The 21,584-nt window shown below is 63.4% G+C and carries 21 protein-coding genes; 14 read left to right on the forward strand and 7 right to left on the reverse strand.

Annotated elements, in window-relative coordinates:
• Window positions 1–24: 24 nt before the first annotated feature.
• Window positions 25–672, reverse strand: a complete 648-nt coding sequence (locus BT179_RS01780) for a LexA family protein (protein ID WP_072430398.1) — start codon at window positions 670–672, stop codon at window positions 25–27.
• Between the two features lie 128 nt (window positions 673–800).
• On the opposite strand from BT179_RS01780, the gene BT179_RS01785 reads away from it, so the two are divergent.
• Window positions 801–1,148 carry a DUF6124 family protein gene (locus BT179_RS01785; RefSeq protein ID WP_072388839.1) on the forward strand — a complete coding sequence of 116 codons (348 nt, stop codon included), beginning with the start codon at window positions 801–803 and terminating at the stop codon, window positions 1,146–1,148.
• Between the two features lie 478 nt (window positions 1,149–1,626).
• Window positions 1,627–2,778: a M14 family metallopeptidase gene (locus BT179_RS01790; protein ID WP_072430397.1), complete on the forward strand. Its 1,152-nt coding sequence runs from the start codon at window positions 1,627–1,629 to the stop codon at window positions 2,776–2,778.
• A 67-nt stretch (window positions 2,779–2,845) separates the two neighbouring features.
• Here the strand turns inward: BT179_RS01790 and BT179_RS01795 are convergent, their stop codons facing one another.
• Window positions 2,846–3,388 (reverse strand): cytochrome b, encoded by a 543-nt coding sequence (locus tag BT179_RS01795; protein WP_072388845.1) that lies wholly within the window; start codon window positions 3,386–3,388, stop codon window positions 2,846–2,848.
• Window positions 3,385–4,473: a catalase family peroxidase gene (locus tag BT179_RS01800; protein WP_072430396.1), complete on the reverse strand. Its 1,089-nt coding sequence runs from the start codon at window positions 4,471–4,473 to the stop codon at window positions 3,385–3,387. Before BT179_RS01800 ends, BT179_RS01795 begins: the two co-directional genes overlap by 4 nt.
• 166 nt (window positions 4,474–4,639) lie before the next feature.
• Here BT179_RS01800 and BT179_RS01805 point away from each other — a divergent pair, with 166 nt between their 5' ends.
• Both BT179_RS01805 and BT179_RS01810 read left to right on the forward strand, forming a co-directional pair.
• Window positions 4,640–5,146, forward strand: coding sequence for a sigma-70 family RNA polymerase sigma factor (locus BT179_RS01805; protein WP_072430395.1), 507 nt, complete (start codon window positions 4,640–4,642; stop codon window positions 5,144–5,146).
• Window positions 5,143–5,895: an anti-sigma factor family protein gene (locus tag BT179_RS01810; protein ID WP_072430394.1), complete on the forward strand. Its 753-nt coding sequence runs from the start codon at window positions 5,143–5,145 to the stop codon at window positions 5,893–5,895. The genes BT179_RS01805 and BT179_RS01810 overlap by 4 nt, the downstream gene beginning before the upstream one ends.
• A 51-nt stretch (window positions 5,896–5,946) precedes the next feature.
• Here BT179_RS01810 and BT179_RS01815 read toward each other — a convergent pair whose 3' ends face one another.
• Window positions 5,947–6,783 (reverse strand): IclR family transcriptional regulator, encoded by an 837-nt coding sequence (locus tag BT179_RS01815; protein ID WP_072430393.1) that lies wholly within the window; start codon window positions 6,781–6,783, stop codon window positions 5,947–5,949.
• Window positions 6,784–7,026: 243 nt separating this feature from the next.
• Here BT179_RS01815 and BT179_RS01820 point away from each other — a divergent pair, with 243 nt between their 5' ends.
• The 8 genes from BT179_RS01820 (at window position 7,027) to BT179_RS01855 (ending at window position 15,151) form a co-directional block, all read left to right on the forward strand.
• Window positions 7,027–8,052: an ABC transporter ATP-binding protein gene (locus tag BT179_RS01820; RefSeq protein ID WP_072430392.1), complete on the forward strand. Its 1,026-nt coding sequence runs from the start codon at window positions 7,027–7,029 to the stop codon at window positions 8,050–8,052.
• Window positions 8,049–8,918: an ABC transporter permease gene (locus BT179_RS01825; protein WP_072388858.1), complete on the forward strand. Its 870-nt coding sequence runs from the start codon at window positions 8,049–8,051 to the stop codon at window positions 8,916–8,918. Before BT179_RS01820 ends, BT179_RS01825 begins: the two co-directional genes overlap by 4 nt.
• Window positions 8,919–8,924: 6 nt before the next feature.
• Complete coding sequence (locus BT179_RS01830) at window positions 8,925–9,719, forward strand: ABC transporter permease (protein WP_072388860.1); 795 nt, start codon at window positions 8,925–8,927, stop codon at window positions 9,717–9,719.
• 7 nt (window positions 9,720–9,726) lie between these two features.
• Window positions 9,727–10,017 (forward strand): (2Fe-2S)-binding protein, encoded by a 291-nt coding sequence (locus BT179_RS01835; protein WP_072430391.1) that lies wholly within the window; start codon window positions 9,727–9,729, stop codon window positions 10,015–10,017.
• Between the two features lie 43 nt (window positions 10,018–10,060).
• Entirely contained in the window at window positions 10,061–11,416 is a 1,356-nt protein-coding gene (locus BT179_RS01840) for an FAD/NAD(P)-dependent oxidoreductase (RefSeq protein WP_072430390.1), read from the forward strand.
• Complete coding sequence (locus BT179_RS01845; RefSeq protein WP_072430389.1) at window positions 11,413–12,528, forward strand: NAD(P)/FAD-dependent oxidoreductase; 1,116 nt, start codon at window positions 11,413–11,415, stop codon at window positions 12,526–12,528. Before BT179_RS01840 ends, BT179_RS01845 begins: the two co-directional genes overlap by 4 nt.
• An 18-nt stretch (window positions 12,529–12,546) precedes the next feature.
• Entirely contained in the window at window positions 12,547–13,593 is a 1,047-nt protein-coding gene (locus BT179_RS01850) for an ABC transporter substrate-binding protein (RefSeq protein WP_072430388.1), read from the forward strand.
• A 223-nt stretch (window positions 13,594–13,816) separates the two neighbouring features.
• Window positions 13,817–15,151: a leucine-rich repeat-containing protein kinase family protein gene (locus BT179_RS01855; protein ID WP_072430387.1), complete on the forward strand. Its 1,335-nt coding sequence runs from the start codon at window positions 13,817–13,819 to the stop codon at window positions 15,149–15,151.
• 174 nt (window positions 15,152–15,325) lie between these two features.
• Here BT179_RS01855 and BT179_RS01860 read toward each other — a convergent pair whose 3' ends face one another.
• Entirely contained in the window at window positions 15,326–16,030 is a 705-nt protein-coding gene (locus tag BT179_RS01860) for a YebC/PmpR family DNA-binding transcriptional regulator (protein ID WP_072388869.1), read from the reverse strand.
• A 218-nt stretch (window positions 16,031–16,248) separates the two neighbouring features.
• Between BT179_RS01860 and BT179_RS01865 the strand changes: the two genes are divergently transcribed.
• Both BT179_RS01865 and BT179_RS01870 read left to right on the forward strand, forming a co-directional pair.
• On the forward strand, window positions 16,249–17,652 hold the full coding sequence (locus tag BT179_RS01865) for a type VI secretion system Vgr family protein (protein ID WP_072430386.1): 1,404 nt from the start codon (window positions 16,249–16,251) through the stop codon (window positions 17,650–17,652).
• Window positions 17,653–17,770: 118 nt separating this feature from the next.
• Window positions 17,771–18,319, forward strand: coding sequence for a cytochrome b (locus BT179_RS01870; protein WP_072388873.1), 549 nt, complete (start codon window positions 17,771–17,773; stop codon window positions 18,317–18,319).
• A gap of 7 nt (window positions 18,320–18,326) precedes the next feature.
• Here the strand turns inward: BT179_RS01870 and BT179_RS01875 are convergent, their stop codons facing one another.
• Both BT179_RS01875 and BT179_RS01880 read right to left on the reverse strand, forming a co-directional pair.
• Window positions 18,327–19,235 (reverse strand): 1-aminocyclopropane-1-carboxylate deaminase/D-cysteine desulfhydrase, encoded by a 909-nt coding sequence (locus tag BT179_RS01875; protein WP_072430385.1) that lies wholly within the window; start codon window positions 19,233–19,235, stop codon window positions 18,327–18,329.
• 181 nt (window positions 19,236–19,416) lie between these two features.
• A complete protein-coding gene (locus tag BT179_RS01880) occupies window positions 19,417–21,456 on the reverse strand; it encodes an oxidoreductase (RefSeq protein WP_072430384.1) in 2,040 nt (679 codons plus the stop codon).
• Window positions 21,457–21,584 lie beyond the last annotated feature (128 nt).

Consider the following 21,584-nt stretch of genomic DNA (forward strand, 5'->3'; position numbering starts at 1 on the left):
CGGCCCATCCAGGGCCGATCCGGTTCAGAATCTGATGGTGGCCTGCACGACCACACCGATGACGCGGCATTGCTCGGTGTACAGGCTTTTCGGGTAGGTTGGGTTGAGGGGTACCAGGTAACGCTGGCCGCTCTCTTCGATCAGCTTGCGGAAGGTCGCATCGCTGCAGCCGGGTAACTGGGCGACCACCAGCTTGCCCGGCACCGCTTCGATGGCCGGGTCCACCAGGATCGACATGCCTTCGGGGATGCTCAGTCCGGTCGGCGCGGTCATCGCATCGCCCACCACCACCAGCCAGAATGCGTCCCCTTGGGCGTGGTAATCCGTCAGCTCATAGCGCGCCTGGCCGTAGTCGCCAGGCTCCCCGTCGCGAACTTCGCCCATCTGGTGCCAGTCACTCACCGGGTAGCGGAAGTACGGGTTGTACTTCTGCGCCAGGGCCATGCCTTCCGCGGTCGAGGTGTCCGGTTCGCGGATCACCATCGCCACTTCGAGGAACTCCATGCCCAATTCCTGCAGGACCCGGTTCATGTCTTCGACACTGGGCTGCCGGCGCTTGGTCAGCCAATGGCCGACGCCGCCCTGAGACATTCCCAAACGTTCTGCGAGCACCACTTGCGTGACGCGCAGCTCCTTCATCTTGGCCTTGACCAACTCTATCCATTTATCCATGAGCGGCACGATACGTGGATGGCTCCGACCGTCAAAACACATATTGTAGTATTTAAATTGCCGTCACAATTACGATCGGTACTATTCTGGATCGAGGATTCCATTCCCCCAAGGAGAACCTCGATACCATGGACATACCCAGCAAAGACGAACCCGGCCGTCCCCTCGACAGCGCTTTCCCCTCGCTACAGGATTGCCCAGCCGCCCAACGGGCGTTGGACTATTACTTGAAACCAGGTGTTACGCAGACCCAGGAGCATCGCTTCTTCGACGTCAATCGCAATGTCAGCGCGGAGGAAGCCCTGGTACACGCCAGCGACCTGCTGCGCTGTGCAGCGGCCACCGCCCACGAGTCTGCCAACCGGCTGGAAGGATCGAGCCGTGACCTGGCCTTTTCGGTGGTGCATATGATTGATCTGGTCAAGGTAATGCTCGACCGGTCACTGGATGGTTACCCCAGCCGTCAGGCGTCCTGACCGGGATGGCGCCACGAGCGCGGCGACAGGGAAATTTTTTCCAATGAACGCAATAAAATCATTTGACTTGCAAATGATAATGATTATTATTGCATCAGCTGGTCGCGAGATCAGTCGATAGACCAGAAGACCTTGGTCGGACTTCTGGAATATCTCCTCATCAGGCTAATCACGGTTTTTGACCCGGCTTTTTGCCGGGTCTTTTTTTTGCCGATTTTCGGCTTATGGCTTCAGGCTAATGAAGTCTTTTCGGGTGTCGCTGATTCGATGCCGGCGATGCTAGCAAATGAATATTGGTTGACAAGCGTCACCCGCCACAGCGGTAAGAACTATCGACAGGCAGCACTTGAGAATCAATTGCAGACTCTCTAAGCTGCTTTTGCGTCCAGGGAGGACGCCCCCTCCTCGCGTGCTGTAAATCGTCCCGATTTTTCCTTTCTTGTGTAAAGTAACGGCCATAAAAATCCTTTCGGGAATCGTGACCGTGGCTAAATCCTCTTTTGATATCACTGCCAATTTCGACAGCGGCAATATCGAGGTCGTGGACATCAGCAACCCGCTGCAGTCGTTGCTGAAAATCAGGCCCGACACCCGCAGCGCTCATTTCCAATGGTTCCACTTCAAGGCCAGCGGTCTGCACGTCGGCCAGGAGTATTCCTTTCGCCTGCTCAACGCCAGTCAATCGTCCTACAACAACGCATGGACGGGTTACCAGGCCGTCGCCTCCTACGATCACGTCAACTGGTTCCGCATCCCGACCCAGTTTGAAGGCGACGCCCTGCGCTTCCACCTGGAAGCCGAGCAATCCCACGCCTGGTTCGCCTATTTCGAGCCCTACAGCCGAGGCCGGCACGACTGGCTGATCGAGCAGGCGCAGCACAAGGCCGGAACCGAACTACTGGCTGTTGGCAAGAGCATCGAAGGCCGTGATATCCAGCTGCTGCGCAAGGGCAGCGGGGCCGAAGGCCGTCGCAAGATCTGGATGATCGCCCAGCAGCACCCTGGCGAGCACATGGCCGAATGGTTCATGGAAGGCGTGATCGAACGCCTCCGGGACAAGGACGATGCACAACTGAACCGGCTGTTGGCCAAGGCTGATCTCTACCTGGTCCCGAACATGAACCCTGACGGTGCGTTCCACGGCCATCTGCGGACCAACGCCATGGGCCAGGACCTCAACCGCGCCTGGCAGAACGCCAGCCCGGAAGTCAGTCCCGAGGTGTTTTTCGTACAGCAGCAGATGGAAAAATACGGTGTCGACCTGTTTCTCGATGCCCATGGCGATGAGGCCATTCCCCATGTCTTCACCGCCGGCTGCGAAGGTAATCCGGGCTACACGCCACGTATTGCAAGACTCGAAGAGCATTTCCGCAGCCACCTCAAGCACCAGACCAAGGACTTCCAGACCACCCACGGCTATACCCGCGACGAGCCCGGCCAGGCCAACATGACCTTGGCCTGCAATGCGGTGGGGCAGAAATACGACTGCCTTTCCCTGACCCTGGAGATGCCCTTCAAGGACCACGACGACCATCCGAACCCGCACACGGGCTGGTCCGGCAGGCGTTCGATGCAGCTGGGCAAGGATGTCCTGAGCACCATTGCGGACATGGTCGACGAGCTGCGCTGAGGGGCCGCCCCAGCACCTTCGCAATCCACAGGCGCCGTCGAAACCGACGGCGCCCCGGGAAACGGCCTCAGCGCCGGCCGGATCCGCGCAACATGCTGTCCAACACCTCATCCCGACGGACCCAACCGTGAAACAATGCCGCCGCCAGGTGCACCAACACGGTCAGGAACAGCAGGTACGCCAGGTAGCCATGGGCCTTGCGTAACAGCGCAAAGGTCTGCGCATCCGCCGGCAGGATGGACGGCAAGCGCAGCGAGTCGCTGAGCATCACCGGATCCCCCGCCGCCGAGATCATGCCCCAGCCCAGCAACGGCAAGCCCAGCATCAGCGCATACAGCAGCCCATGCGAAGCTCTGGCCGCCAGTGCCTGCCAGCCCGGCAGGTCGGCCGGAAGCGGCGGCTGCCGGGTAGTAAAGCGCACCACCAGGCGCAGGATCACCAGCAGCAGGATCGCGATGCCCAGCGGCTTGTGCAATTGCAAAAGCCACTCATGACGCTCGGACACCGAAGCCACCATGCCCGCGCCAATGAACAGCATGGCAATGACCATCAAGGCCATCAGCCAGTGAAGCAGCCGGGCCAGTGGTGCGAAGTGACGGGGAGCGTTCATGGGCGGTTCTCCTGGGTGGCGGGCAGTTGGCTCACTTCACTGGTGCGTCGCAGGTAGGAACTGGCGTATGCGGCGGACCGCGCCGCCAGCAACGGGTCTTCGGAACCTTCGATGCCACTGGGCAGGATCAGCGGGTCATAGTTGATGTCGCGGCACTCACCGTTGTCTTGCGCCTGGGTGCGCTCCAGCACCAGCGTGCCGGCATTGAGCACCTTGCGGTCCGCGGGCCAGGCCTTGCTGGCGTCGTTGATCGGATCGCCCGGATTGGCCAGGGTGATCTGCAGTTGCCAGCGCAGGGGTCCGTTGGCAAGACGCTTGCTCAGGTCTTGTTCCAGGAAGTCGGCGCCCTGGGGCGGCGTGGCTTCGGCGGCATCCTGGCTCATCGGCACCACGCCCCAGCGCACCGCCTGGCGTTGCCCTGCCGTGTTGACCAGGTAGAACGCATTGATGCCGTTATAGGTTTCGGTAGCGTAGCTGGCCGACGGTCTCGCGGTCTTGATCCATTGCAGGAACGGCACCGCTTCCGGATGCGCGGCGAAAAACGCCGGCACCGCCGCCGGATTGGGTTTTCCCGTAGCAGGATCGGGCGATTGGGCCTGTTGGAACTGGTAGAACGCCTCGGGCGTGCCCACCGGGAATACCGGCATGCTGTTCATGCCGGTGCGCCATTGCTGGCCGTCGGCCTGGGTGAAACGCAACGCCAGGCTGCGGATCGGCACACTGCCGTCCGGTGCGTACGGGTTGCCGCTGGGCAAGGCGAAACGTCCGACGACCGGCGTGCGCGGCTGCGCGAACACCTGGGCACGGGAATAGGCTCGCGCCTCGCCGCTACTTTCGAAATAGCCCGCGACACAAACCCCTTTGGAGTGGTTGCGACGAAAGCCGGGATGCATACCGTTGTTCTTTTCCAGCACATTGACCAGCGCCTTGGGCGTCAGGCGCTGTGGATCGAGAGCGCCATTGACATAGGCAAACGCCCCAGCCAGTGCGGCCACGATAACGGCGATGCCACTCAGGCGCAGTGTCAGGCTGGCGGCACTCAACGGCGGCCGGCTCGATGAGCGGGGGGAGGAAGGGTCAACCATGACGAAGCTCCAGGGCCCAGGGCCATTTGCAGAAGAACCTGTCAGACGAAGACCCGAAAGGTTTATTCCCACGCCTCGTATTTATTTTTCCGGCGCTGGAATAATCTGGTTCACGGGGCGTCTTGCCTGTCTCGGCGCACTGGCTGCCCAACTGAAGCCACACTCCATGAATGAACTCGATGAACAGTTGCGCGTGCTCATCCCCCGGCTACGGCGCTTTGCCGTGTCGCTGACGCGCAACCCCAGCAATGCCGACGACCTGGTGCAGATGTGCCTGGAACGGGCGCTGGCCAAGTGGAACGACAAGCGTGCCGAAGGCGATTTGCGGGCCTGGCTGTTTGCGATCCTGTATCGGCAGTTTGTCGATGCCCATCGCCGGTCCCGGCGCTATGCGCGCATGCTGGAGTTCTTTACCGGACGCGACGACGCCCAGCCTTCGGCCGAGCGCAGCGTGATCGCCCAGTCGTCTCTGCAGGCGTTCGACCAACTCACCACCGAACAACGGGCGCTGCTGCTATGGGTGTCGGTCGAAGGCTTGAGCTACCAGCAAGTCGCCGACATCCTCGGCGTACCAACCGGCACCGTGATGTCACGCCTGTCCCGCGCCCGCCAGGCCCTGCGCCAACTCAGCGATGGCGAAATCACCCGCCCCACCCTGCGGATACTCAAATGATCAGCATGCCCCCCACCGACAACGACCTGCACGCCTATGTCGATCGACAACTGAGCGAGGCCGACCAGCGCCTGATGGAAACGTACCTGGCCCACCACCCCGACGTTGCCGCGCGGGTCCGAGCCTGGCAAAGGGACGCGCAACACCTGCGCACGGCCCTGGGCGTCGCCCTGGGACAACCGCCCAATCCGGACCTTGACCCGGCGATGATCCGACAGCGTCTCAAGCAGCGCTCCCGCCGCTACCTGGCCAGCGCAGCGGCCTTGCTGCTGGCTCTGGGCATGGGCGGGGTCACTGGCTGGCAGGCCCGGGAAATGACGCTGCTCAGCACGGCAGCCCCCATGGCCGACGCCATGCAGGCATACCGGTTATTTGCCCAGCAGGGCATTCTTCCGGCCGACTACCAGGCCGGCGACGAGCGTGGCATGCAAGGCTGGCTCGACCGCTACTTCACCCAAGCCAATCCCTTGCCCGACCTGTCCGGCGCCGGCTTCAAGCCAGTCAGCGGGCGCTTGCTCAGCACCGAGCAAGGCGCGGCGGCCATGGTGGTCTATCAAGACCCGAGCGGCCAGAAGATCAGCTTCTACGTACGGCCACCAGGCCCGAGAAACTTCCTGCTGCCCCGCGGCAGTCGTCGCGACGGCGAGCTGCAGGCCGAGTACTGGTCCGGGCCGGGCTACAACTATGCGATGGTCATCCCCAGCGATCTGCCGGCGGCGCAGAAGCTCAGGCAGACCCTGGACTTCTGACGCCTCGACCGGCTCCGAAAGAGTCCACAAAAGGGGATCGTCCAGGATTGCCTACCCTTGCCCGAACACCTGTGAAGGCCTGCGCAACAAAGGGTCGAACGGATTGATCCGCGGACCGATCAAGGCCGCCTCGCGCTTGAGCATTTCCACCACCGTCGGCAGGCGGTCCGGTCCCAGCCGGTCGCTGATCGTCGCCACGCTCAAGGCCGCCACGGCCCGGCCGTCACGATCGAGGATCGGCACGGCCACCCCCGCCATCCCTTGCAATACGCCGGTGTTACGTCCGGCATACCCCAGGGTGCGCACGTTCTCTACCTCCGAGCGCAGGAAGACTTCGTCGTACAGGTGGAAATCCTTCAGCCGCGGCAGGTTATAGCGAATGACCGTGTCGCGTTCTTCGGCCGGCAGGAACGCCAGGATCGCCAGGCTGCCCTGCCCCACCCCAAGCGCCACCCGCCCGCCGATATCACCGGTGAAGGTGCGGATCGGAAACGGCCCTTCACTGCGGTCCAGGCAGATCGCATCGAAACCGCAGCGCGCCAGCAGGAACAACGAGTCCCCCAGTGAGGCCGACAGCCGCAACATCGCCGGCCGCGCCAGCTCGCGCAGGTTGCCGGTGTTGCCGGCGCGGGCGGCCAGGGCGAAGAAGTCCAGGCTCAGGCGGTAACGCTTGCTGCGTGCGTCCTGCTCGACCATGCCCTCGTCCATCAGGCTGCGCAGCAGGCGATGGGTCGTGGGCTGGGACAGACCGACGCGCTGGGCCAGTTGCGTGACCCGTTCGCCACCGTCAGCGGTATCGCCCAGGCTGCGTAACACGGCAAACAGCCTGGAAACCATGCCGACCCCGGCCTCGCCTTTCTCATCATTCCGCTCAGTGGAATTTTTCATTCATATTCTCTGCATTTAATTTATTCACCGAATGAAACTGAAAATAGTCATCGTCTCAGTGAAATAGTCCATTGAGCCCATCCTATTCTTCGGCCTACTCTGCGTCCATAAGGGGCGATTCGAACAACAGCGGCAGCCGACCCAGGTCGAGCGCCAACGCACCCCGCGACACCCTTTCGTATCTGCCCATACAAAAAAGCGCGCTGGTTGGCGACGCATAACAAACCCAGGTGGAACGCAGTCATGGCTTTCGTGCAACTTGAAGACTTGAGTAAACGTTACGGCGACATCGACGCCGTGGTCGCCACCAACCTCTCGGTGGAAAAAGGCGAGTTCGTCTCGCTGCTGGGGCCGTCCGGCTGCGGCAAGACCACCACGCTGCAGATGATCGCCGGCTTCGTCGAGGTCAGCAGCGGCCGCATCCTGCTGGACGGTCGCGACATCACCCACGCCAAGCCGGCAAGCCGGGGCCTGGGGGTGGTGTTCCAGAGTTATGCGCTGTTCCCCCACATGACCGTCCGGGACAATGTCGCCTTCGGCCTGCGCATGCGCAAAATCCCCAACGCCGAGCTGCAGCCACGGGTGGATCGGGTGCTCAAACTGGTGCGCCTGGACCGGCATGCCGAGCGCTACCCGCGCGAACTCTCGGGCGGCCAGCGCCAACGCGTGGCATTGGCCCGGGCGCTGGTGATCGAGCCGCCGGTGCTGTTGCTCGACGAGCCGCTGTCCAACCTCGACGCCAACCTGCGCGAAGAAATGCAATTCGAGATTCGCCGCATCCAGCGGGAGGTCGGCATCACTACCTTGATGGTGACCCACGACCAATCCGAAGCGCTGTCCATCAGCGACCGGGTCGTGGTGATGCAGGCCGGGCGCATCACTCAGATCGACGCGCCGTATACCCTCTACGAACACCCACGCACCACCTTCATTTCCGGCTTCGTCGGCAAGGCCAACCTGTTGCCCGGCGCACGGGACAGCGCCGGTGTCATCCAGGCCTGCCCTCTTGGCAACGGGGACCTGACCCTGAGCCTGCGCCCGGAAAAGATCGACCTGTGCCCGGCAGGTACGGGGCGCCTGCAAGGCACCATCGTCAATCGCTTCTTCCTGGGCAGCCAGTGGCTCTACGGTGTCTCGACCAGCCTGGGCGAGTTGTGCGTGGTGCGCCGCAACGATGGCGGCGCTCCCATCACCGAAGGCACGGTCGTCGGCCTTGACTGGGACCCGGCATTGCTGCGCGTGCTGAGTGTGGACGAGGTGCGGGCATGAAGCGCCTGGACGCCATACGCCGGGGCCGCCAGGGTTACCTGATGTCCGCACCGGCCCTGGCCCTGTACCTGGGCTTGCTGGTCATTCCCCTGGGCCTGACGCTGGTGCTGTCGTTCAATGTCTTCGACTATGGCTCGGGCATCGACAGCAACGCCTACACCTTCGAGCACTACGTCAGCCTGCTGGGCGATCCGTACTTCTACGAGATCTTTCTGCGCACTTTCTGGATCAGCGCCCTGACCACGCTGTTGTGCGTGGCGATCGGCGTGCCCGAGGCGTACATCCTCAGCCGCATGGGCGCCCCATGGCGTTCGATTTTCCTGATCCTGATTCTCACGCCGCTGCTGATTTCGGTGGTGGTGCGCGCCTTCGGCTGGAGCCTGCTGTTGGGCGCCGATGGCCTGGTCAACCAGACATTGCTGGCCCTCGGCGGCTCGCCGATGAAGCTGCTCTACACACCGTTCGCCGTGGTCATCGCCCTGGTCCACGTGATGTTGCCGTTCATGGTCATTCCGGTCTGGACCTCGTTGCAGAAGCTCGATCCGGCGGCGGAACAGGCCGCGCTGTCCCTGGGCGCCAGCCAGTTCACGGTGATACGCAAGGTGGTGCTGCCGCAGATCATGCCCGGCGTGCTTTCCGGCACCCTGATCGTGTTCGGCCTGGCCGCCAGCTCCTTCGCCATCCCCGGCCTGTTGGGCGGACGTCGCCTGAAGATGGTCGCCACGCTGATCTACGACCAGTACCTGTCGGAGCTCAACTGGCCCATGGGCGCCGCCATCGCCATCGCGCTGCTGTTGCTCAACCTGCTGATCATGCTGTCGTGGAATCGCATGATCGAAGGCCGCTACAAGAAGTCATTGGGGTAATTCGTCATGTCCAGGAACGGTCCTTTCGCCCTGTTGTTTCATAGCCTGGTGGTGGTGTTCATGCTGGCGCCGCTGGTGGTGGTCTGCCTGGTTGCCTTCACTCCGGAGAACACCCTGAGCCTGCCGACCACGGAGTTTTCCCTGCGTTGGTTCCGCGCGGTGTTCGAGCGTGCGGATTTCGTCGATGCGTTCTACAACAGCCTGGTGCTGGCATTCTGCGCAGCCTCGCTGGCGACGTTGATCGCGGTGCCGGCGGCCCTGGCGATCACCCGCCTCGAGTTTCCCGGCCGGGATTTCTTCAACGGTCTGTTCCTGTCGCCCATCATCATCCCCCATCTGGTACTGGGCGTGGCGCTGTTGCGGCTGTTCGCGCTGATGGGCGTGAACGGCAACTTCACCTGGCTGATCTTCGCCCACGTGCTGGTCATCACGCCCTATGTGCTGCGTCTGGTCCTGGCCTCGGCCATCGGCCTGGATCGCAGCGCCGAACAGGCGGCGCAATCGCTGGGGGCCGGGCGGTTCACGCTGTTTCGGCAGATCACCCTGCCGATGATCCTGCCCGGGGTGGCCGGAGGTTGGTTGCTGGCGTTCATCAACAGTTTCGACGAGGTCACGCTGTCGATCTTCGTCACGTCGCCGGCGACACAGACTTTGCCGGTGCGCATGTACGTCTACGCCACCGAGTCCATCGACCCGATGATGGCGGCGGTGTCGGCCCTGGTCATTGCGCTTACCGCGCTGACCATGATTCTGCTCGACCGGGTGTATGGCCTGGACCGGGTCCTGGTAGGCAAACAATGAGGGCGCCATGGCTCTGCTGAAACGACTGGCCGAAGGCGACCGCCCGGCCCTGGACTTTACCCTGGACGGCATGCCGGCGACCGGTCTGCTGGGAGACACCTTGCTGACCGCGGTGCTGACCTGCAGCGACCACTTGCGCGGCAGCGATTTCAGCGCCCAGCCCCGGGCCGGTTTCTGCCTGATGGGCGCATGCCAGGACTGCTGGGTGCGCCTGGGTGACGGCCGCCGCGTGCGGGCCTGCTCCACACTGCTGGAAGCCGGACAGCAGATCACTCGCGAGCCGGGGCGCCAGGTATGAGTCCATATACGTGGCATGGCACTGCCAACTCCCCGAGGTGGTCATGAAACCCATCGCCATCGTCGGCGCCGGCCCGGCCGGAATCCGTGCCGCCCAGACCCTGGTCGCCCATGGCGTCTTTCCGGTCCTGCTGGACGAGGCCGCCCGTGGTGGCGGACAGATCTATCGGCGCCAACCGGCCAATTTCAAACGCTCGCCCGCCGCGCTGTATGGCTTCGAGGCAAACAAGGCCAACGCTCTCCACCAGACTCTCGACGAGCTGCGCGAGCAACTCGACTACCGCCCCGACACCCTGGTGTGGAACGCCGAGGCCGGCCTGCTGGACACCCTGCATGAAGGCCGCGCCGCCCGTCTCGAGTACGCCAGTGTGATCGTCGCGACAGGCGCCACCGACCGGATCCTGCCCGTGCCAGGCTGGACCTTGCCAGGGGTCTACAGCCTGGGCGCGGCCCAGATCGCGTTGAAGTTCCAGGGCTGCGCCATTGGCGAGCGGGTGGTGTTCGCCGGCAGCGGCCCCTTGCTCTATCTGGTGGCTTATCAATACGCCAAGGCCGGTGCCAACGTGGTCGCGGTGCTCGACAGCTCGCCCTTCAGTAGCCAGGCTCGGGCCCTGCCCGGCTTGCTGAAGCAGCCCCTCACCCTCGCCAAGGGCCTCTATTACCGCGGCCGGCTGGCCGCCCACGGCATCGCCGTGCACCAGGGCGCGAGCCTGACGCATATCGAGGGCGAACGACGGGTTCGCTCAGTGCGATGGCGTGACACCCGAGGCGAGCAGTCCATCGCTTGCGATGCGCTGGCTTTCGCCCACGGCTTGCGCAGCGAAACCCAACTGGCCGACCTGCTGGGCTGCCAGTTCACCTGGCAACCCCTCAACCGCGCCTGGCTGCCCCAACGAGACCACGCCGGTCGCAGCAGCGTGCCCGGTGTCTACCTGGCCGGTGACGGCGCCGGCATCATGGGTGCCGATGCCGCGGAAATGGCCGGCGAGCGAGCGGCCCTGGCCGCACTCGAAGACCTCGGTTACCGGGTCGATCCGCAGCGATGCGCTCAGCTGGAACAGACCCTGGAACGCATCGGCCATTTCCGACAAGGCCTGGAACGTGCCTTCGCTTTCCCCGAGAACTGGGCCAAGGATGCTGCCGACGAGCTGATGATATGCCGCTGCGAAGAAGTCAGCGCCGGCGACATCCGCAGCGTGGTGGCTGAAGGTCACTGGGAGATCAACCGGGTCAAGGCCCATTGCCGGGTCGGCATGGGCCGTTGCCAGGGCCGCATGTGCGGTGCCGCCGCGGCGGAAATCATCGCCAGCGCAAGCGCCCGCCCCGTCTGTGGGATCGGTCGCCTGCGGGCGCAGGCACCGATCAAGCCGTTGCCCTTTGGCCTGGAGGTCGAGCCGTGATCGACGTGGACGTGATCATCATCGGCGGCGGCATCGTCGGCGCCTCGGCGGCCTTGTTCCTGAGCAAGGCCGGACGCCGGGTGGCGTTGCTGGAGCGCGATTTCTGCGGCGCTCACTCCAGCGGCGTGAATTATGGCGGCGTGCGGCGCCAGGGGCGGCCACTGTCGCAACTGCCGTTGTCGCAACGGGCCCACGAAATCTGGAGCCAGTTGCCGCAGCTGATCGGCATCGACGGTGAATACCAGCGCAGCGGCCACTTGAAACTGGCCCGCAGCGCCGAGGACCTGCGGGCACTGCACGATTATGCCAGCGCCAGCCAGGGCTTCGGCCTCGATCTGCAACTGCTCGATCGCGATGAGCTGCATGCCCGTTTCCCTTGGGTCGGTGCCGTCGCGGTCGGGGCCTCCTTCTGCCCGGAGGATGGTCACGCCAATCCACGGCTGGTGTCCCCCGCCTTCGCCCAGGCCGCTCGCCGGCATGGCGCCCAGGTCCATGAACAATGCGCCGTCGACAGCGTGGAGCACGATGGCCAGCGCTTTACCGTGCGTACCCGGGTGGGCCCGCGGCTCCAGGCTCCCTGGCTGTTGAACTGTGCTGGCGCCTGGGCCAGCCATTTCGCCGCGCAGTTCGGCGAAGCCGTGCCCATGCATGCCGGGCACCCGGCGATGCTGGTCACCGAACCACTGCCCCTGGTGATGGATGCCAGCACTGGGGTGGAAGGCGGCGGGATCTATGCGCGCCAGGTCGCTCGGGGCAATTGCGTGCTGGGCGGCGGCCAGGGTTTCGCCCTGGACGAGGCCCGCGCCCGACCCGGGCAGAACGCGGTGCTCGAAATCCTGCGCCAGGCGGTCGAACTCTACCCGTTCCTGGAGGGTGCCCAGGCCATCCGTACCTGGAGCGGCACCGAAGGTTACCTGCCCGATCGCCAACCGGTGATCGGCCCCAGCAGCACCCAACCCGGCCTGTTGCACGCGTTCGGCTTTGCCGGCGCGGGCTTCCAGATCGGCCCCGCGGTGGGCCAGGCGCTCACCGAAATCATCTGTTGCGGCGCTTCGAACACGTCGCTAGATGCGTTTTCCATCACCCGGTTCCACTCCATCTCCGTTGCTTGATAGAGGAAGGTCGCGCCAATGAATAACGTCAAACGCACTGCACTTCTGGGTATTTCCTGCTTGAGCGCCTTGCTCGGTATCGGCCAGGCACACGCCGAGCCGACGCTCTACCTGGGCATGAACGGCGGAACCATGGAGCGGCTCTACGCCGACAAGGTCCTGCCGGCGTTCGAGAAGGCCAACAACGTCAAGGTCGTGATCGTGCCCGGCACGTCCGCCGACATCCTGGCGAAGGTACAAGCCAGCAAGGACAATCCACAGATGCATGTCATGTTCCTGGATGACGGCATCATGTACCGCGCCATCGCCATGGGCCTGTGCGACAAACTCGAGGACAACCCAACCCTGGCGCAGATTCCGGCCAAGGGGCGCATCAAGGACCAGGCCGTGGCAGTGAGTCTCGGTGTCACGGGACTTGCCTACAACACGCGGTTGTTCAAGGAAAAAGGCTGGGACGCTCCTACATCCTGGATGGACATGGCCGACCCGCGCTTCAAGGACAAGCTGGTGTTCCAGTCGGTGGCCTCATCGACCTTCGGCCTGCACGGCTTCCTGATGTTCAACCGCATCCAGGGCGGCAATGAAACCGACGTGGAACCGGGCTTCAAGGCCTGGCCGGACACTGTCGGGCGCAACGTGCTGGAATACATCCCCAGCTCGGCGAAGATTTCCGAAATGCTGCAAACCGACGAAGCGGCGCTGTTCCCACTGACGCCTACCCAGGTGACTGCCCTCAAGCTCAAGGGCATGCCGGTCGAATACGCACAACCGAAGGAAGGCGCGGTAGTGCTCAACGTGGCCGAATGCGCCATCGCCCGCAACACCCAGCCTGAACTGGCGCAGAAACTCGCCGCCTTCCTGTTGACGCCCGAAGCCCAGGCCATCGCCCTGGAAGAAGGCGACCAGATCCCGTCCAACCCCAACACCCCGACCACCGACAAGACTCGCGGCCAGGTGGAGGCGATGAAGCAATACCTGGAAACCGCCATTGCCGTGGATTGGGACCAGGTCAACGAACAGCGTCCGGCCTGGAATGCGCGGTGGAACCGCAGCATCGAACGCTAGGGCTTGCCTGAAAAGACGCCAGGCGACGACCGTCACCCAGGCGCTTTTTTTGTACAACGCGAGGGGTAAACCGTGGCGCAGCAAGCGCTGTCCTGAAGCCTGGCATAAGGTGTGTCAGACTGTTCGGGTTGTGGCGTTGGGTTGCCTTGCAGCCCCTCGCCACAAGGTTCTGTGTCAGGCCCGATGGCTGCAGACTCCTTTCCTGATCGACAGCGAATTTTCCATGGACACCCTCGCCCAACTCCGCGCCGGCCAACTGTCGGGGACCACCCGATTGAAACTGGCGTGTGGCCTGACGAAATTCCCCCGGGAAATCTTCGAGCTGGCCGACTCCCTAGAAATTCTCGACCTCAGCGGCAATCAGCTCGATACATTGCCCGACGACTTGCATCGGCTGAGCCGATTGCGCGTGCTGTTCTGCTCGGACAACCGCTTCACTGAACTGCCCGAATGCCTGGGCCGCTGCGCCGCCCTGACCATGGTCGGCTTCAAGGCCAACCGCATCGAACGTGTCACGGGGGCAGCCCTGCCGCCGCTGTTGCGCTGGCTGATCCTGACCGACAACCGCATCAGTCGATTGCCGGATGAACTGGGGCGACGCCCCCATCTGCAGAAACTCATGCTGGCCGGCAACCGATTGCAACAGCTACCGCAAAGCCTGGGGCAATGCCAGCGACTCGAACTGCTGCGCGTCGCCGCCAACCGCCTGGTGGAGTTGCCGCAATGGCTGTCGACATTGCCCAGCCTCAGCTGGCTGGCCTACGCCGGCAATCCGCTGGAGCCCCAGGCCAATGCCGCCCCGTTGAACGCCACGCCCGCCATCGACTGGTCACAACTGGCTCTGCGACAGCGGCTGGGGGAAGGCGCCTCGGGGGTGATCCACCGGGCCCGATGGCAACCGCCGGGCCAGGCGGCCAGGGAGGTTGCGGTGAAACTCTATAAAGGCGAAATGACCAGCGATGGCTCGCCATTGCACGAAATGCACGCCTGCATCACCGCCGGCAGGCATCCGAACCTGATCGAGGTACTGGGTCAGGTGGCCGGTCATCCCCAGGGGCAGGCCGGACTGGTGATGGCCCTGGTGGAGCCCAGCTATCGCAACCTGGCCGGACTGCCCAGCCTGGCCTCCTGCACTCGCGATGTATATGCCGATGAACTGCGCTTGAGTCTGCCCGTAGCGTTGCGCATCGCCCACGGCATCGCCTCGGTGGGGGCGCATCTCCATTGCCAAGGGCTCACCCATGGTGATCTGTACGGACACAACATTCTATTCAATGACCAAGGCGACTGCCTGTTGGGAGATTTCGGCGCAGCGTCGTTCCACGGCACCCCGGACAGCGCACAGACCCGGGCATTGCAACGTATCGAAGTGCGGGCCTTTGGGATTCTGCTGGGGGAACTGCTGGAGCGGGTCGAACCCGGCGTCGTGGAGCTTGGAACACTGGAAGAATTGAAGGCGCGCTGTTGTCAGCCGCAGGTACTGGCTCGGCCGGGGTTTGATGAGATTGAGGGTTTGCTTAGCGAACTCAAGCGAATTGATCACTCCCATACCCACTGAGCTCACCCATCCTGGTGGCGAGGAGATTTATCCCCGTCGGGGCGCGAAGCGGCCCCGATGCAAACGACCTGACGCACCGCGATGTCGGGTTTTAGGGCTGCTTCGCAGCCCAACGGGGATAAATCCCCTCGCCACGGGAGCCTGTGTTTCACAACACAGAGGCTGACCTTCGTCTCAGCCGGCCAGACCGACGAACATGTCCTGCACGTCGTCATGGTTGTCGAGGCCCTCCAGGAAGGCTTCGACTTCGGCCATCTGTTCGTCGGTCAGGCCGCTGACCGGGTTCTTGGGCTGGTAGCCCAGCTTGGCGGACAGCACGGTGAAGCCTTGCTCCGGCAACGCCTTCTGTACGGCGTCAAGGTCGGTCGGATCGGTGATGAACAGGGTCGCGCCCTCTTCGCCCGGCTCGAAATCCTGGGCACCGGCCTCGATGGCGGCCATTTCCGGATCGGCGTCCGGGGTGTCCGGCGTGGCCTCGATCATGCCTACATGGTTGAAATCCCATGCCACCGAACCTGAAGCGCCCAGTTGGCCCTTGCGGAAGGCGACGCGGATCTCGGCAACGGTGCGGTTGATGTTGTCGGTCACGCACTCGACGATCAGCGGCACCTGATGCGGCGCGAACCCTTCGTAGGTGACGCGGTGGTATTGCACGGTTTCGCCGAGCTGTCCGGAGCCCTTCTTGATGGCTCGCTCCAGGGTCTCGCGGGGCATGGAGGCCTTCTTGGCCTGTTCGACCACCAGTCGCAGGTGGGCATTGGTGGCGACATCGGCGCCGTTTCGCGCGGCAATACTGATTTCCTTCACCAGTTTGCCGAAGATCTTGCCCTTGGCGTTGGCAGCCGCTTCTTTGTGTTTAACCTTCCACTGTGCGCCCATTACTCACTCTCTTGTCTGACGCGCCGAGACATCTGCCGGCCGGCGCTGTGGCGCAAGTTTATACGGCCTAAACCGGCTGATCGACCAAAAAATGCAGCCGGGGAATCGACATTTCCGCAACGTAGCGTAGGGAATTTCTGAAACTGCGCTTCGCCCCCTCCGTTTTGCCCAAGGGTTTCGTACCCTCGTTGCCTCCTCTTCTCCAAGTAAGCACCGCAATGCGCAACGACACGGAAAGCCCCTTCAGCCTGACGCTCACGCAAAGCGACTTGCGCCTGCAAGTGCTGCGGTTCAGTGGTCGGGAAGCCCTCAACCGGCCGTATCGCTTCGACCTCGAACTGATCGGCCTGGCCCCGCCGATCAGCCCCGACACGCTACTGGGGCAACCGGCCTTCCTGCGCCTGGACGGCTCGTCCGGGGTGCATGGGATCGTGCACGATGTCGGCCTCAGCGCCCCTGCCGCGCACCGTATCGGCTATCGCCTGACGCTGGTTCCTTGTCTCCAGAACCTGGAACAAGGTCCGCAACGACGGGTTTTCCATCGCCTCAGCGTCGTGCAGATCCTGCAGCGCTTGCTGGAAGACCACGCATTGCCCGCCCATGGTTACCGCTTCGAGCTGCCCCATGGGCAGTATCCGTGCCGCCCCTTCTGTATCCAGTACGAGGAAAGCGACCTGGCACTGCTGCAACGGCTGTGCGAGGAAGAAGGCATCCACTACCACTTCGAACACACGCCCTACGGTCACGTCGCAGTATTTGCGGAAGATCCAAAAAGCTTTCCTACGCGATCTGTCGAATTATCCCTGCGTGCCGATGCTGGCGGCCAACAGACCATCGAGCACCTGTACCAGCATCACCGTTCCACACCGTCTGCCCCGACCTACCGTTTCAGCGACCGGGCGACGCCCCACGCCGCCACCGATGCGGCCAATCATGCCTTCGACGCTGTCGATCGCGAGGCGCTGCGGGGCAATCCAGCGCTGGCTCACGCCCACCAGGCCGGGCGCCGGAGCCTGGAGCGGCTGCGCTGCCGGCAGCGGGAGATCCACGGCCATAGCGCCCAACCCGCGCTGCGCAGCGGTCATGTCGTGCAAATCGACGGACACCCGGTCTCCACCTTCAACGATCAATGGCTGATCACCGAAATCGAACATCGCGGACGGCAATCCTCGATTCTCGAGGCGAACCCGTCGGCCGCACCGTCGGTCCGGGACTACCGAAACCGCTTCTCGGCCATCCCCTGGTCTACGGTGTACAGGCCGGCACTCGATCACCCCAGGCCCTGCATTCCCGGTTATCACATTGCGTATGTGCTTGGTCCTTCCGGCCAGCCGGCCCCGTTCGACGAGCATGGCCAGGTCCGGGTCAGCCTCTGGAACCCTCAGCAGGAAGGCATCGCCCTGCCGGTATCGCGGCAGATATTGAACGGCCACAGCGTACTCATCGCCGGCAGCGAAGTGCTGGTGAGCTTTCTCGATGGCGATCCCGACCGACCGGTGCTGTGCCCTGGAGCGATGGACAATGGCGGGCGCGTCGTCGCGCCATCATTGCCATCGTCGGACAACCGGGATTCACGGTTGCTGTTCGACTGGCTGCTCAACCCACCCGACACGACACCGTGATACATGCCCTGGGGTGGGCAAAAATTGACCTGGCACAAGCAAACCCGGCGAAACGGGCTTACAGTAAGCGCAACGCCGCCCAAGACGGCGCTCCCCCCTGATTGCCGGAGAGACTGCAATGCCCTGGAAAAGCTCCGAAAGCCGCTACAGTACCGCCACGGTCACCTTGCACTGGCTGATGCTGGTGTTGCTGGCGGTGGTATATGCCTGTATCGAATTGCGCGGGATCTTCCCCAAGGGCAGTGGCGGTCGAACCCTGATCAAGGAAGCGCACTTCATGCTGGGCCTGACGGTTTTCCTGCTGGTCTGGCTGCGCCTGTTCGCCCGCAGCATCGGCAAGGCACCGGCCATCTTTCCGGCTTCGCCTGCCTGGCAGACCGTCCTGGCGCGGCTGATGCATTGGGCGCTGTACCTGTTCATGATCGCCATGCCGCTACTGGGCTGGCTGATCACCAGCGCCGAGGGACATCAGGTGATGTTCTATGGGTTCGATCTGCCGTTGCTCGTCGACCAGGACAAGGATTTCGCCAAACGCCTCGAGGGCTGGCATGTGCTGGGCGGGACCATCGGCTATTGGTTGATCGGCCTGCACGCCCTGGCAGGGCTGTATCACCACTACATCGTGCGCGATAACACACTGCTGCGAATGATGCCCAAGCGCGGCTGACCCACCCTCATTCGAATCCCCGGCGCCCCTGCAGGCCGCCGGTATGGACGAAAACCAGGCGAGTGCCCGGTGCGAACTGCCCGGCTTCGACCCTGGTCTTGAGCATCATCAGTGCCTTGCCGGTGTACAACGGCTCCAGTTCGATTGCCCGGGTGTCCGCGACGAAGGCGCTGAGCTCGGCATCGACCCGGGCGAAACCACCCCGGCTGCCGTCATGCAATTCATAAGGCAGATCGGCGAATCCTGCTTCTTTCAAGAGACTGGACACCTGCAACGCCACGCCGTGGTCCGGCGGCACCGCGAGCACACCATGGACCGTATGTTCCCCCGCCTCGGCCAGGACCAACCCCGCCAATGACGTCCCGGTGCCGCATGCCAGCCACCAACCATGATAGTCCGCCCATCCCAGCCTTGGCAGTTGCTCACGGACACTGGCCACCCAGGCCATGCAGCCTTGCGCGCCGGGCAATCCTGAACCGCCCTCGGGGACCGGGTATAGCTGCGGATAACGCGCCCGCCACGGCGTCCAGAAATCCACCGCGTGCCGTTCACGGTATCCACCGTAGCCCAGCCAGTGCAGCTCCATGCCGAACGCCATGAGATCAAGCACCGTGGGCGTTTGTCGGAGATGACCGCGCAACAGGCCGACCGTGGGGAAGTCGAAGCGTTTGCCGGCCGCGGCCAGGGCATGCAGATGGTTGGAGTAGGCGCCCCCCAGGCTCATGATGCCCTCGGCACCCACCTCATGGGCCGAGTGCAGATGATGAAGCAGCTTGAACCACTTGTTACCGCTGATCAGCGGATCGATCCGGTCCAGGCGCAGCACCGCCACCTCGACACCGGCACGGGCGAGCCAATCCAGATGAAGGGGTTCGAGTCGAGGTCGAGGATGCCAGTCGAGAGCGCCAAGCAGCATTGAAGCAAGCCGGATAGGAACGAACCGGCATCTTAACAGCTCGGTCGTCGATGACCGTCCACTTCCTGACGCCCCTTTTGGGGGCGGGCTTGCCCGTGAAGAAGCCGGCACGTTCAACAGGTCGGCAAACCCATCCACCTTTCGCGGGCAAGCCCGTTCGGAGTGAACGGGCGATCTTTTCCTACAGCTGCGCCGCCAGCCGCGAGCCCTGGTTGATTGCCCGTTTGGCATCCAGTTCCGCCGCCACGTCGGCGCCACCGATGAGGTGGACGGTCTGACCCGCCGCTTCCAGGCCTTCCTGCAGTTCGCGCAGCGGGTCCTGGCCGGCACAGATGACAATGTTGTCCACTGCCAGCACCTGGGGCTCGCCAGCGTCACCGATGCGGATGTGCAGACCTTCGTCGTCGATCTTCAGGTACTGGACACTGTTGAGCATCTGCACCTGCTTGTTCTTCAGGCCGGTGCGGTGAATCCAGCCGGTGGTCTTGCCCAGGCCATCGCCGACCTTGGAGGTCTTGCGCTGCAACAGGAATACTTGCCGCGCCGGCGCATGGGGCTCGGCCTTGATCCCGGCGACGCCGCCCCGTGCCTCGAGACGGCTGTCGATGCCCCACTCCTTCCAGAACGCTTCCCGATCCTGGCTGGTGGCAACGCCCTGGTGAACCAGAAACTCCGAAACGTCAAAACCGATGCCACCGGCCCCGATGACCGCCACGCTGCGGCCCACCGGCTTGCGCTCCAGGATCACATCCAGGTAGCTCAGGACCTTGGCGTGCTCCACCCCCGGAATCGCCGGTACTCGCGGCGCGATGCCGGTGGCGAGGATGATCTCGTCATAACCACCCGCCACCAGTTGCGCCACATCCACCCGGGTGTTGAGGCACAGTTCGACGTTGGTGGTCTGCAACTTGCGATTGAAATAACGCAGGGTCTCGTAGAACTCTTCCTTGCCCGGGACGCGTTTGGCAATGTTGAACTGCCCACCGATTTCGCTGGCCGAATCGAACAGCGTCACCTGGTGCCCTCGCTCGGCCGCTACGGTGGCCGCAGACAAGCCGGCCGGACCGGCCCCCACCACCGCGATTTTCTTCACCTGGGTCGCCGGCAGGTAGTTGAGCTCGGTTTCATGGCATGCCCGCGGGTTCACCAGGCAACTGGTGAGCTTGCCGCCAAAGGTATGGTCGAGGCAGGCCTGGTTGCAGCCGATGCAGGTGTTGATTTCATCCGCACGGCCGGCGGCGGCCTTGTTGACGAAAGCCGGATCCGCCAGGAATGGTCGCGCCATGGAGACCATGTCGGCGTCGCCTTCGGCCAGGATCCGCTCGGCCACTTCCGGCGTGTTGATACGGTTGGTGGTGATCAGCGGGATGCTCACCGAACCGCGCAGCTTGGCCGTGACCTTGCTGAACGCGGCCCGCGGTACCTTGGTGGCGATGGTGGGGATCCGCGCTTCGTGCCAGCCGATCCCCGTATTGATGATCGTCGCCCCTGCCTGTTCGATGGCCCTGGCCAACTGGACGATTTCCTCCCAGCTGCTACCGCCTTCCACCAGGTCGAGCATCGACAGGCGGAAAATGATGATGAAATCCGGACCTACCGCCTCGCGTACCCGACGCACGATTTCCACGGGCAAGCGCATGCGGTTTTCATAACTGCCACCCCAGCGATCGGTGCGGTGATTGGTGTGGGCCGCCAGGAACTGGTTAATGAAATAACCTTCGGAGCCCATGATTTCGACACCGTCGTATTCCGCCTGGCGGGCCAATACCGAGCAGGTCACGAAATCGCTGATCTGTTTCTCGATGCCCTCTTCGTCCAGCTCCTTGGGCTTGAATGGATTGATCGGCGCCTGGATCGCACTCGGCGCCACTTGCCGAGGGCTGTAGGCATAGCGGCCGGCATGGAGAATCTGCATGCAGATCTTGCCGCCGGCCTCATGGACGGCCCGGGTGACGATGCGGTGCTTGAGGGCTTCCTCCTCGGTGGTCAGCTTGGCCGCCCCCGAGTAAACGCCGCCCTCGTCGTTCGGCGCGATACCACCGGTGACCATCAGTCCCACCCCTCCAAGGGCACGCTCGGCAAAATAGGCCGCCATGCGCTCGAAACCACCGGGCTTTTCTTCAAGGCCGGTGTGCATCGACCCCATCAGGGTGCGGTTGCGCAGCGTGGTAAAACCCAAGTCCAGCGGGGCGAGCAGGTGCGGGTAATGAGAGGCTGTCATCGGTCACTCCACAACGGGCAAAATCACGGAAAAAATGCGGAGACTCTGGTGGCCTCCATCTGTCATGCCCGACAGCCTAAGAGCCACGGCGCAACGGCTCAATGACCGTAACTGACAACTTGATGATC

The organism is Pseudomonas sp. NFACC43 (assembly GCF_900119645.1).
GTDB lineage: Bacteria > Pseudomonadota > Gammaproteobacteria > Pseudomonadales > Pseudomonadaceae > Aquipseudomonas.